This is a genomic window from Polymorphospora sp. A560 (assembly GCF_045781765.1).
Classification (GTDB): domain Bacteria; phylum Actinomycetota; class Actinomycetes; order Mycobacteriales; family Micromonosporaceae; genus Polymorphospora; species Polymorphospora lycopeni.
The window spans coordinates 3791335-3803801 of record NZ_CP122282.1 but is presented as its reverse complement, the minus strand read 5'-3'; the positions used below and the strand labels follow the sequence as shown (position 1 = coordinate 3803801).

Here is a 12467-nt window from a genome sequence, read left to right as displayed (position 1 = left end):
CCGCTGTGGATGGCCGGCACGGCCGCGTCCGGCGGGTCGGCGGTCAGCCGTCGTCGGCGGGACCGGCACCCCGCTCGAGGGCGGCGTGCGCGGCGGACTCCTCCAGCCCGGAGGCCAGCATCAGGTCGACCGCCACCGAGCGGACCTGCGCCGCGATCGCGGCCGTCGACAGGCCCACCCCGGCGGCGTACACCTCGCCGGCGAGCCGGGCGGCCCGGACCGCGTGCCGGCGGCCGTCCACCGAGTCCCGCCCCCGGTCCAGATCCTGGTGCAGCGCGCGGACCGCGGCGGCCAGCTCGTCGAGTGCCTCGGCCAGCACCGGCGGCCCCGCCTCGCCGGTACGCAGCGCGGCCCGCTGCCGGCGGGCGAGCACCCGCGCGTTGCGTACCGCGTGGTCCAGATGCGGGGCGGCGGTGACGTACATGCCGAGCGCCGACTTGTCGCCCCAGCGGATCGGTGACACCGCGACCGTCTCGCGGGCGCCGGCCAGCGCGTCGGTCAGTTCCTGCAGCAGCGGCTCGGTGGCCCGCAGCCCGGCCAGCGTGGCGTCGGCCGCCGCCGGGTCGGCCTCGCGCAGCGCCCGGCCGGTCGCGGTCAGCGCGTCGGCGAGGGTGGAGAGCACCGGCCCGACCGCCCGGCCGACCGTGGCCAGCGGGTCGCCGGGCAGCAGCAGGGCGTGTACGCCGAACGCCACCGCGCCGCCGATCAGCGCGTCGAGCCAGCGGGTGTAGTAGATGCCGCCCGACGGCGGGTAGAGGGTGGCGATCAGCACCGCCGACGCCGCGGCCTGGTTGATCAGCAGGGCACCGCTGCCGAGGAACAGCGCCGCCCCGACGGCCAGGCCGACCACCAGCGCCAGTTGCAGCGGGCCGGCCCCGAACAGCACGATCAGCAGGTCGCCGACGAAGATGCCGACCGCGACGCCGACGACGAGTTCGACGGTGCGGCGCAGCCGCTGGCCGGCCGAGGCACCGAGCACCACCACCGCCGAGATCGGCGCGAAGAACGGCATCTCGTGCCCCATCACGTACTGGGCGAGGAACCAGGCGAGGCCGGCGGCGGAGCCGGCCTGGATCACCACCCGCCGGTGGGTCCAGACCCGGGCACCCCGGGTACGCAGCACCTCCGGGGTCGACCAGCGTCGCCCGGCCTTCGTCTCAGCAGCCCCACGCACCCTGACACGCTACGGCCGACAGCGCCCCGACCAGCACCGATACCCGGTGTCAACCCGATCACAAACCCGGCCGTACGGGCGCTCCCGCCGGCCGGACCGGAATCGTATGCTTCAATTCCTGGCGCCGCCTCGAGGGGAATCCATGACGACCGGTGAACAGCTGCGCAGCTATCCCTTCGAGCCGTTCCACGGCGACCTGCCCGACGAGTTGCTCAAGATGGTGCGGACCGAGCCGGTGAGCCGGGTGGAGCTGCCGGGCGGCCGCCCGGCCTGGCTCGTGGTCGGCTACGACGAGGTCTGCACGGTGCTCGCCGACCCGCGCTTCACCCGGCACGGCGACCCCTACCCCACCGGCGGCGGGGACGGCGGCTGCCCGGTCCGGGAGCTGAGCATGAACGGGCCGGCGCACACCAGCCTGCGCCGGCTGGCCGCCCGGGCGTTCACCGCCCGCCGGGTCGAGGCGTACCGGCCCCGGGTGCAGCAGATCACCGACGACCTGCTCGACGAGATGGTGGCCGGCGGCAGCCCCGCCGACCTGATCGCCGGCCTTGTCGCCCCGCTGCCGGTGCGGGTCATCTGCGAGGTGCTCGGGGTGCCGCTGGCCGACCGCGACCGGTTCGCCGAGTGGACGGCGGCGATCCTGGCCATCGCCGGGCAGGACTCCCCCGAGGCGGTCCGGGCGGTCGCCGAACTGCGCGCATATCTCGCCGGGCGGCTGGCCGCCAAGCGGGAGCGGCCCGGCGACGACCTGTTCTCGGCGTGGCTCGCGGCGCAGGCCGACGACGAGCTCAGCGACGAGGAGATCGTCGGGCTGGCGGTCGGCGTACTCATCGGCGGACGGGAGATCAACTCCACCAGCGCCGGCCTGCGCGCCCTCTTCCTGCACCCCGACCAGCTCGACCGGCTGCGCGCCGACCCCGGGCTGCTGCCGTCCGCGGTCGACGAGATCCTGCGGTGGACGTCGGTCAGCCCGATGTTCCTGCCGCAGACCGCGGTCGGCGACGTCGAACTGGCCGGGCACCTCATCCGGGCCGGTGACACGGTGATGGCGGTGCCGTGGGCGGCCAACCGGCACCCCGACGTCTTCCCCGACCCCGGCGCCTTCGACATCGGGCGCGCCCAGAACCCGCACCTGGCCTTCGGGCACGGCCCGCACTTCTGTCTCGGCGCGGCGCTCGGCCGTTTGCAGATCGAGGTGGCGATCGGCACCCTGCTGCGCCGGTTCCCCGGCCTGCGGCCGGCGGTCCCGCTCGAGGAACTGCCGTGGCGGCAGGAGCGGGTCAACTGCGGGATAGCGGAGTTTCCGGTCGCCTGGTGAGGTCGGGCAGCACCGACTCGACCGCGTCGGCGGCCCGCTCGACCGAGGTCGCCGCGAGCGGATCGGGTACGGCCGGCGGCCGGTCGTCGATCGCGGCCCGGATCGCCGCCGCCACGGCGTCGGCGGTCCACTCCCCCTCCGGCAGCCACCGGCCGACGCCGTACGCGGCCAGCCGGCGGGCGTTGTCGGGCCGGTCCAGCCCGGCGGCCATCGCCACCTGCGGGGTGCCGGCGGCCAGCGCCCGGCCGAGGGTGCCGATGCCGCCGTGGTGCACCACCGCGGCGACCCGGGGCATCACCGCGCGGAACGGCAGCTTGACGAACCGGTGCACGTCCGGCGGCAGCGGGTCGGGCACCAGGTCCCCGTGCCGGACGGCGAGCAGGGCCGGCCGCCCGAGCGAGCGGATCGCGTCGACGGCGGTGCGGTAGAAGCGGCGTTGCAGCAGCCGCCCGGTGCCGCCGGTGACCAGCACCGGCGCCACGTCGCCGGCGAGCAGTTCGCGGGCCGCCGGCGGGATGTCGTCGGAGGTGTCCTCGTCGGCGAGCACGAATCCGGCCAGGTCGGTGCCGGCCGGGGCGGGCGGGCCGGCGGCGTCGAACCAGGCCGGCCACAGCCCGACGTAGTGCCGGGCCGACGACATCCAGGCCGGCCAGTCGGTGACCGGGCCGAGCCCGATGCCGGCGCGGGCGGTGTCGACACCGTCGGCGAGCACCTCACGGTAGATGCCGGCGACGCCGGGCAGCGCCATCAACTGGAACGGCGAGGCGGCCAGGCAGACGGCGGGCGCGTCGAGCGCCTCGGCGGCGGTGAGCACCGACTGCCCGGAGATCGGCGCCCCGACCAGCACGGTCTGGTGTGGACGGTGCAGGCGCAGCATCTCCCGGCACTCCAGCAGGAACTGGTCGAACAGCCCGGTCCGGTCGAAGTGGCGGCGGAACTCGGAGATGTCGGTCTCGTCGAACTGGCCGGCGGCGTCGGCGAGGTAGCGCTCGTACTCCGCGACCGTGTCGACGGGCACGAAGCCGAGCCCGGCGCGGTGCACCGCGCTTCGGTAGTAGGCGTGGGTCAGCACCGTCACGTCGTGCCCACGGCCGCGCAGCGCCCGGCCGACCCGGACGAACGGGAGCACGTCGCCGTCGGTGCCGTGGATCACCATCAGGATCAGCGCCACCGGCGGCCTCCACCCGTCGCGGCGGGCCGCCCCGACCGGCCGTGGTCAGTAGTTCTCAACGGCGTTGACCCGGGCCGGCCAGTACCGCTGGCCGGGCGGCGCCTGGTAGTGCTCCCACCGCGGCTCGCCGCCGGCCGGCGCGTCGCCGAGCACGGTGACCCGTTGCCCCCGGCGGGGCTCGTCGTAGTCGTTGACCGCGTAGTGCTGGGTGACCCGGTTGTCCCACACCGCGACGTCGCCGGCCCGCCAGCGGTAGCGGCAGACGAACTGCGGGCTCTCGGAGAACTCGAAGAGGTATTGCAGCAGCGCGTCGCTCTCGTTGCGGGTCAACTGCGGGATGTGCGAGGTGAAGAGGCGGTTGACATACAGCGAGCGGCGGCCGGTCTCCGGATGCACCCGGACCACCGGGTGCTCGGCCCGGCTGGCGAAGTCGCTGCCGCCGATGCGGATCGCGTGCACCGCGGTGAGCCCGTCCAGCAGCTCGCGCATCGGCGCGGAGAGCCGCTCGTAGACCAGATACTGGTTCGTCCACATCGTGTCGCCGCCGGTGCTCGGGCACTTGACCAGATGCAGGATCGAGCACAGCGGCGGGTTGGCGTGGAACGTCATGTCGGTGTGCCAGACGTCGACCTTGCCGCCCCGCTCGGAGTCGATGATGACGATCTCCGGCTGCCCGTCGAGCCGGGGCAGGTAGGGGTGCAGCTCGACCTCGCCGAACCGGTGGCCGAAGTCGACGTGCGCCGCCGGGGTGAGGTCTTCCTGCCCGACGATGAAGATCACCTGGTACGTCAGCAGCAGCCGCTTCAGCTCGGCGAAGACCTCGTCGGTCAGCTCGGTCAGCCGTACGCCGTGGATCTCGGCACCGAGCGCGCCGGAGATCGGCCGTACGTCGAACATCGGTTTCGACATTCCCGCCTCCGAACCCGTCGTGGTGGTGCCGTCCGTGGGCGCATCATTCCACGGCCGGACGGCCGTACGCCAGAGTCGCAAGGGCCGCCCACGGCGACCTTGACGGCACCGCGCGGCGGCTGCAAGCATCGATCGCAGTTGCTGCCGGCCGCGCGTCCTGGCGCCGCATCCTGCCGCGTTGCGGACGGACGCGTTCCTGACGGGAGAAGCCCCGCGTTGATCAGCCACGCCGTCCTGACCCCGTGCCTGCCCTACGACGATCCGGACGCCGCGCTGCGGTGGCTGGACCGGGCCTTCGGGCTGGCGCACACCGCGGCCGGCGCCGGCCCGGCCGTCGTCACCGCGGGCGGGATCCGGGTGGCCGTCGAGGCCCGCCGGCCCGGCACGCCGCATGTGGCCGTACGCCTGCTGGTCACCACCGACGACGTCGACGACCTGCACGGGCGGGCGGTCGCCGCCGGCGCCCCGGTCGTCGACGGACCCGACGGCGCCGGCACGTTCACCGTCGCCGACCCCGGCGGTCACCTGTGGACGTTCGCCCGCCCCGCCGGACCAGGCCCGGCCGGCGACGCCGCTCCCCGGCGCCGGCCGGGGCCCTCCCGGTGACCGCCGACGGCGCCGCGTCGCCGCAGGAACGGCTCGGCCGGCTCACCGACCTGGCCGCCCCGTTCGCCGTACGGGTCGCGGCGACGCTGCGCCTGGCCGACCTGATCGGGTCCGGGGTCACCCGCCTCGACGCGCTCGCCGGGCAGGCCGGCGCCGACCCCGACGCCCTCGGCCGGCTGCTGCGCTACCTGGCGCACCGCGGACTGTTCACCGAACCCGCCCCGGACGTGTTCGCGCTGACCGAGACCGGGCGGCTGCTGGGCGAGGACGGCGCCGGCGGGCAGCGGAGCTTCCTCGACCTCGAGGGGCTCGGCGCCCGGATGGACCTCGCCTACATCGGCCTGCTGCACGCCGTACGCACCGGCGAGGCCGGGTACGCCGCGGTGCACGGCCGCAGCCTCTGGGAGGAACTCGACGCCGTACCGCACTACCGCCGGTTCTTCGACAACCTGATGATGAGCCAGAACCACCTGACCGCCCCGCAGGTCGCCGCACTCTACGACTGGAGCGGCGTCGGCCACGTCGTCGACGTCGGCGGCGGCAGTGGCGCGCTGCTGGCCGAACTCCTGCGGACCCACGGCCACCTGCGCGGCACGCTGGTCGACCGGCCCGACCCGGCGGGTACGACCGCGAGCCGGCTCGCCGGTCACGGCCTCGGCGGCCGGGTCGAGGTGGTCCCCGGCGACTTCTTCGCCCCGCTGCCGGTCGGCGGCGACGTCTACGTGGTCGCCCGCGCGATCACCGACTGGAACGACCGCGACGCGACGGCGATCCTGCGCCGCTGCGCGGAGGCGGCCGGCGACGGCGGTCGGGTGCTGATCGTGGAGGTGCTGCCGACCGAGCCGCACGTGCCCCACCTGTCCCCGTTCGACCTGCAGATGCTGGCCGTCGTCGGCGGCCGGGAACGGACCCTGGCCGACTTCGAGGCGCTTGTCGCCGCCGCCGGCCTGGCCGTCACCCGGGTCCTGCACGGGCGCGGGGGTCTGGCCCTGATCGAGTGCGCCACCACCCCGGCCAGCGGCGGCGGGGCGGACGCCGGTGACCCGGCGGCCCTGAGCACCGCCGGCTGACCGCGTGCGGATCCTGCTGACCTGCCAGCCGATCACGTCCCACCTGGTACCGGCGCTGGTTCCGCTGGCCCGCGCGGCGGCGGCGGCCGGCCATCAGGTCGCGGTCGCCACGGCCGGCTCGATGGCCGACGACCTGCGCCGGCACGGCGTCGCCCACCTGCCGCTGCCCCGGGTGCCGGGCCTGGCCGAGCTGCGCACCGACCCGGCTCTCGCCGACGAGTTCGGGCTGCCGAAGGTGCTGATGGCGCCCGGCAGCCGCACCGTCGAGCCGGTCGTCGCCCGGCAGATCGCCCGGGCGTACGCCGGGCCGGTCGCCGGCCGGTTCGCCGCCGACCTGCTGGCGGCGGCCCCGGACTGGCGCCCTGACGTGATCGTGCGTGAGCCCGCCGAGTTCGGCGGCTATCTCGCCGCCGAGCGGCTCGGCATCCCACACGCCACCGTCGACATCGCCCCGTACGCGCTCACCGAACTCCCGGTCGTCCACGACGCCGTCAACGCCCAGCGGGTGACGCTCGGCCTGCCCCCGGTCGACGATCCCCGGCACCCGCACCGCCACCTGCTCGCCGCCCTGCTACCGCCCCGCTGGTATCCGCCCGACCTGCGGCTGCCGACCACCCGGCACTACCGGGTGCCGGTCCCCGGGGAGGAGCCGGCACCGGCGGGCGACCCCGGTGTGGCCGGAGCACATGACCGGCCGCTGGTGCTGGCCAGCCTGGGTTCGCTCGCGCTGACCCTGCCGGGGATGGCCGACCTGCTGCCGGTCATCGTGCGGGCACTGGGCGCCCTGCCGGGCCGGGCCGTGGTCACCCTCGGCGGCCAGGCACAGCTCGCCGGGGCCATCGGGCCGGTGCCGGAGAACGTGACCGTGGTGCCGTACGTGGCACAGGCCGAAGTGCTCGCCCGGTGCGACCTGTTCGTCACCCACGCCGGCTACAGCGCGATCCGGGAGGCGGTCGCCGCCGGGGTGCCGATGGTGGCGCTGCCGGTCGTCGCCGACCAGCCCGCGAACGCCGCCCGGGTCGCCGAACTCGGCCTCGGCCGGGCGCTGCCGATCGAGGACCTGACGGTCGAGGCGACCGCCCGGGCCTGCTCCGCCGTCCTCGCCGACCCCGGCTACCGCAGCCGGGTCGCCGCCCTACGCGACGAGTTGTGGGCCCTGCCCGACCTCACCCGCCTGGTCCACGACCTGACGACCCTCACCCGCTCGTCGGCACCGGCCCGGAACACCGGGACAGTGCGACGCTGACCCCGTGGACGACAGTCGCACGGCGGGGCCAGTACGGGCCGCGCGAACAGCGGCCGGGGCCGCTAGTCCTTTCCGGGCAGTGGCTGCTGCGTCGTCGCGCCGGGGGTCCGGCCGGCCGGCGGGTATTCGCAGTCGAGCGCGGTCGGCTCGCGGTCGCCGTCCGAGCCGTCGTCCACGACCAGGGCGGTGCACACCCGACCGTGCTCGTCGGTGAACGTGACGACCTCGCTGTCGTCGGCGCAGCCCACAAGGGACGCTGCGACGGCGACGCCGAGGAGTGCGGCGGCGAAACGTCGGCGGAGAGACACGCCGGCAGTCTATGGCACGCGGCCACGCCCGGCCCGGGCCGAAGCACGGTGCCGGACCGGGCGCCGAACCCGACCGGCGGACGACGACGGGTCAGCGGGCCGGGCCACCGGTGGCGGCCGGCAGCGCGGCCGGCGTCCGGGACGGGAGGGCGGCCAGATGGTCGGCGAGCATCGGGCCGATCTCGGCGATGGCGTCGGGCCGCATCATCCGCTCGTGCCGGCAGGCGATGTCCCGGTTGTCGATACGGCCGTCGACGTACGGCAGCCAGGTGTCGACGGTCTGCAGCAGTTCGGGCCGGGTCAGCGTCGCGGAGAAGAAGAGCAGGTCGCCGTGGAACCGGTCGGGGTCGAAGGCGCGTACCGCCGCGAGGTTGTTGGTGGTGACCTCGACCAGGGCGGCGATGGCCTCGTCGGACCAGTCGACGAGGGCACCGCCGGCGGCCCGGATGACGGACAGGACCCGGTCGAGGTCGAGCGGGCCGCCGTCGAGCAGGGCGGGGTCGTAGCCGAAGTCGGCGAGGACGACGTTGAGGATCCGCCGCCGCTCGATGTCGGCGGCGACCGGGCTGTGCAGGTGCGGGTCGGGCGGGTAGGCGTCGAGCACCGCCAGCAGGTCGACCTCCTCCCCCCGGTGCTGTAGTTCGGTGGCGGTCGCGTACGCCAGCAGCCCGCCGAGCGACCAGCCGAGCAGGTGGTAGGGCCCGGTCGGCTGGACGGAGCGGATGTGGTCGGCGCAGTCGGCGGCCATCTGCTCGATGGTGCGGGGCGGCTCGCCGGGGCGGGCGAGTGCCGGCGACTGGATGCCGTAGACCGGCCGGTCGGTGCCGACGTGCCGCAGCAGGACCGAGTAGCACCAGCTCAGGCCGGTGATCGGGTAGAGGCAGAACAGCGGCGGCGCGGTGCCGGTGGCGCGCAGCGGCAGGACGACGTCGAGGGCGCTGTCGCCCCATCCGGTGGCCGGCCCGCCACCGGCGGTCGCCGGTGTCCGGTGGGCGTCGGGGACCGGGCCGGTGCCGCCGGCACCGGCAAGGGCCGGGTTGATGCCACCGGCACCGGCGAGGAGCGGGTCGGTGCCGAGGCGGGCGGCGAGGCCGGCGACGGTGGGCGACTCGAAGACCGCGCGCAGGTCCAGCCCGACCCCGAAGACGGTGCGGATCCGGCTGGCCAGCCGGGCGGCCCGCAGCGAGTGCCCGCCGAGGTCGAAGAAGCTGTCGTCGACGCCGACCATCGGCAGGTCCAGCGCCTCGGCGAAGAGTCCACACAGGACTACCTCGTGCCGGGTGCGGGGGGCCCGGCCGGCGGCGGCCACGGCCGGCCCGACGTCAGGCAGCGCGTGCCGGTCGAGCTTGCCGTTGGGGGTCAGCGGCAGGGCGGCCAGCACGGTGAGCACCGCCGGCACCAGGTGCGCGGGAAGGGTCTCGGCGAGGCGGGCCCGTACGGCCGTGGGGTCGACCGTGTCGCGGCCGGCGGCCGGCACCAGGTAGCCGACGAGGTCCTGGTCCCCGGCGGTGTCGGCGCGCAGGGCGACCGCCGCCTGGGCGACGTCGGGGTCGGCGGCCAGGGCCGCCTCGATCTCGCCGAGTTCGATCCGGTGGCCGCGCAGTTTCACCTGGTCGTCGGTGCGTCCGATGTAGACGAGTTCGCCGTCGGGGCGGCGCCGCACCAGGTCGCCGGTGCGGTACATCCGCGCCCCGGGCGGCCCGTACGGGTCGGCGGTGAAGCGCTGCGCGGTCAGGCCGGGGCGGCGCAGGTAGCCGTCGGCGAGCTGGACTCCGGCGAGGTACAGCTCGCCGGGTACGCCGTCGGGGGCCAGTCGCAGGAACGGGTCGAGGACGTAGGCGGCGGTGTTCCACGCCGGCCCGCCGATGGAGACGGGTTCCGGGCCGGGGACGCACCGGGCCGCGCTGACCGCGACCGACGCCTCGGTCGGGCCGTACAGGTTGTGCAGTTCGGCGTCGAGGACCCGGTGGAACCGGGTCACCAGGTCGGCCGGCAGCGCCTCGCCGATGCACAGCACCCGGCGCAGGTCGCGGCAGCCGGCGGCGGCCGGTTCGCGCAGGAAGAGCTGGAGCATCGACGGCACGAAGCCGGCGGTGGTGATCCCCTCGGCGCGGATCAGGTCGGCGAGGTGGCCGGGGTCGCGGTGCCCGTCCGGGCGGGCCAGTACGGCGGTGGCGCCCACCAGCAGCGGCCAGAAGAACTCCCACACCGACACGTCGAAGCCGGCCGGCGTCTTGACCAGCACCCGGTCGCGCGGGGTCAGGGCGTAGCGGTCCTGCATCCAGGCGAGGTGGTTGACCAGGCCCCGGTGCGCGACGACGACGCCCTTCGGCCGGCCGGTCGACCCGGAGGTGTAGAGGACGTACGCCGGGTCCCGCTCGTGCGGCGGCCGGGCCCTCTCGGCGGCGGTGAGGGCGGTGCCGGACCGCCCGGTGAGGCTCGTGAGCGTCGCCGGGTCGTCGACGACCAGCACCCCGGCCGGGTCGGGGCCGCCGGGGATCGTGTCGCGGTGGGCGGTGCCGGTCAGCAGCAGGGTGACCCGGGCGTCGCCGAGCAGGTAGGTGATCCGTTCGGCGGGGTCGACGGGGTCGACGGGCAGGTAGGCGGCCCCGGTCTTGAGTACGGCGAGCATCGCCACGACGAGGTCGGCCGAGCGGGGCAGGGCGAGGGCGACGACGGCGCCCGGGCCGGTGCCGCGGGCGAGCAGTTCCCGGGCGAGCCGGTTGGCGCGGGTGTCGAGTTCGCGGTAGTGGACGGCCGCCCCGGTCGCGGTGACCAGGGCGACGGCGTCGGGGGTGGCCGCCGCCCGCGCCTCGAACAGGGCCGGCAGGGTGCCGGGTGGGACATGGTGGGCCGGGCCGGCGCTGCGGGCGAGTACGGCGGCCCGCTCCGCGGCCGGCATCAGCCGTACGTCGCGCAGCCGCAGGCCGGGCCGGGTGCAGACGACGTGCAGGACGCGGCGGAACCGATCCTGGACGGCGGTGAGTTCGGTGTCGTCGTAGCGGGCCGGGTTGGCGACGAAGTCGATCCTGGGGTCGGCGCCGCCGGGGGTGCCGTAGACGTCGATGGAGAGGTCGTCGACGGGGCCGGCGCCGAGGGTGCGGTCGAGGGTCGGGTGGGGGCCGAAGAGCGGCCGGTTGTCGAACGGCATGACGTTGACCGACGGGCCGAGCAGTTGGCCGGCGTCGGCGGTGAGTCGCAGGTCGGCGCGCAGGTCCTCGAGGCGGTAGCGCTGGTGGCGCAGGACGAGCCGGATCTGGTCGGCGGCCTGCCGGGTCACCTCGTCGACGGTCATGGCTCCGGTGAGCCGCAGCCGCAGCGGCAGGACGGTGGTCATCATGCCGGCGGTCTCGCGGGCGTTGCGGCCCCACCGGCCGGTCATCGGGAAGCCGAGGACCAGGTCGGGTTCGCCGGTGGTGCGGAAGAGCTGGATGGCGGTGGCGGCGACGAACAGGGCCGGCCACGAGTCGCGGTTGGCGGCGACGCGCAGCATCTCCACGTCTGTCGTGGACAGGTGCAGGGTCCGCCGGTGGGCCAGCGGCGAGGCCGGCGCCGTACGGGCGGCGAGGCTGGCCGGCGCCCGCCGGCCGGCGAGGTATCCGGTCCAGAAGGTGCGGTCCTCGGCGTGGCGGTCGGAGTCGCGGTAGGCGGCGTCGTCGTCGAGTTGCCGGACCAGTGAGCCGGCCGGGGCCGGGCCGGCCGGTGCCCCGGTGGTCCGGGCGGTGTAGAGCTGGCCGGTGCGGCGGGCGACCAGCGCGGTGCCGTAGCCGTCGAGGATGACGTGGTGGGCCCGCTGGTAGTAGTAGAAGAAATCGTCGGCGATCCTGATCAGTGCGGTGCCGAATAGCCGACCGGTGGTGAGATCGGTCGGGCGTGCCATTTCGGCGGCCATCCACGAATGCGCGGCCACCTGCGGGTCATTGGTGTTACGCACATCTACGTAGGACAGATCAATGGTGGCCCGGTCGGAAATCACCTGCCACGGTTCGCCGCCGTCCTCGCCGAATTTCAGGCGCAATGCCTCGAATTCCGTGGCGGCCCGGGTGGCGGCCCACTCGAAGGCGGCGCGGTCGAGGTGACCGTGGATCTCGAGATATCCGCCAATGTTCCAGGCCGGGCTGGTGGGTGCCAACTGCTGGGCGAACCAGACGCTGGACTGGGCGACCGACAGTGGCCGACGCGGGCCCGACACGATCATCCACCTCGCTGGCACGGCATCCCGGCTGGCATGGTCGGCAACGCTATCAGCAGGTTGCCGGCTACCGCGAGCCCCCGATCGGACCGTACCGGCGGGGTCGAACCGGACCCTGGACGGTAACAGCGGGTTGGTGACGGTCGATGCTAGTTGTCGGCTTTTCTCCGCCAACTCCGACTTTCCGGCGACGCTGGGTGATCATCGGATCGGTACCGGGCCGGATCGGGGACGCCGGATATGAACGCTGTGTTACCCATCAACCAGTGTCTTTACCGGCAGATGAGGCGGTGGTAGCGTCCCTATCCCGCGGTGATATTTCCTCGGACAGCGGCAATTCCGCTCGCAGGGGCCTGATGTCATGACCATTGTTGCCAGCACAGATCCGCTCGACTTCACGGGGAAGCTGTCCGCCAGCCACAGCGGCCGCCTTTTACGTGACCGGCTCGGGCAAAGGTGGCCGGAATCGGCCG

General features: G+C 74.8%; 9 protein-coding genes. 4 read left to right on the top strand and 5 right to left on the bottom strand.

Annotation, left to right across the window (positions count from 1 at the left end; genetic code table 11):
- Positions 1-43: 43 nt before the first annotated feature.
- Positions 44-1174 (bottom strand): aromatic acid exporter family protein, encoded by a 1131-nt coding sequence (locus tag QCD66_RS17100; protein ID WP_375736145.1) that lies wholly within the window; start codon positions 1172-1174, stop codon positions 44-46.
- 142 nt (positions 1175-1316) lie between these two features.
- On the opposite strand from QCD66_RS17100, the gene QCD66_RS17095 reads away from it, so the two are divergent.
- On the top strand, positions 1317-2492 hold the full coding sequence (locus tag QCD66_RS17095) for a cytochrome P450 (RefSeq protein WP_364219655.1): 1176 nt from the start codon (positions 1317-1319) through the stop codon (positions 2490-2492).
- Here the strand turns inward: QCD66_RS17095 and QCD66_RS17090 are convergent.
- The gene (locus QCD66_RS17090) at positions 2455-3663 is read right to left on the bottom strand and encodes a glycosyltransferase (protein WP_364219652.1); all 1209 of its coding nucleotides are present in this window, start codon (positions 3661-3663) and stop codon (positions 2455-2457) included. The two genes, QCD66_RS17095 and QCD66_RS17090, sit on opposite strands and share 38 nt — an antisense overlap.
- Positions 3664-3708: 45 nt before the next feature.
- Positions 3709-4572: a TauD/TfdA family dioxygenase gene (locus QCD66_RS17085; protein WP_364219649.1), complete on the bottom strand. Its 864-nt coding sequence runs from the start codon at positions 4570-4572 to the stop codon at positions 3709-3711.
- A 216-nt stretch (positions 4573-4788) separates the two neighbouring features.
- Here QCD66_RS17085 and QCD66_RS17080 point away from each other — a divergent pair, with 216 nt between their 5' ends.
- Genes QCD66_RS17080 through QCD66_RS17070 form a run of 3 tightly spaced genes read left to right on the top strand, consistent with a single transcriptional unit; the run spans position 4789 to position 7494 of the window.
- Positions 4789-5178, top strand: coding sequence for a VOC family protein (locus QCD66_RS17080; RefSeq protein ID WP_407567202.1), 390 nt, complete (start codon positions 4789-4791; stop codon positions 5176-5178).
- Positions 5175-6248 (top strand): methyltransferase, encoded by a 1074-nt coding sequence (locus tag QCD66_RS17075; protein ID WP_407567201.1) that lies wholly within the window; start codon positions 5175-5177, stop codon positions 6246-6248. Before QCD66_RS17080 ends, QCD66_RS17075 begins: the two co-directional genes overlap by 4 nt.
- A gap of 4 nt (positions 6249-6252) precedes the next feature.
- On the top strand, positions 6253-7494 hold the full coding sequence (locus QCD66_RS17070) for a glycosyltransferase (RefSeq protein WP_375736147.1): 1242 nt from the start codon (positions 6253-6255) through the stop codon (positions 7492-7494).
- Between the two features lie 62 nt (positions 7495-7556).
- Here the strand turns inward: QCD66_RS17070 and QCD66_RS17065 are convergent, their stop codons facing one another.
- Both QCD66_RS17065 and QCD66_RS17060 read right to left on the bottom strand, forming a co-directional pair.
- On the bottom strand, positions 7557-7802 hold the full coding sequence (locus QCD66_RS17065) for a hypothetical protein (RefSeq protein ID WP_357534326.1): 246 nt from the start codon (positions 7800-7802) through the stop codon (positions 7557-7559).
- A 91-nt stretch (positions 7803-7893) separates the two neighbouring features.
- Positions 7894-11994, bottom strand: a complete 4101-nt coding sequence (locus QCD66_RS17060) for an amino acid adenylation domain-containing protein (protein WP_407567200.1) — start codon at positions 11992-11994, stop codon at positions 7894-7896.
- Positions 11995-12467 lie beyond the last annotated feature (473 nt).

Excerpts from the sequence above, each read along its gene's own strand:
- QCD66_RS17085 (WP_364219649.1), bottom strand. The coding sequence starts at position 4,572 with ATGTCGAAACCGATGTTCGACGTACGGCCGATCTCCGGCGCGCTCGGT.
- QCD66_RS17095 (WP_364219655.1), top strand. The coding sequence starts at position 1,317 with ATGACGACCGGTGAACAGCTGCGCAGCTATCCCTTCGAGCCGTTCCAC.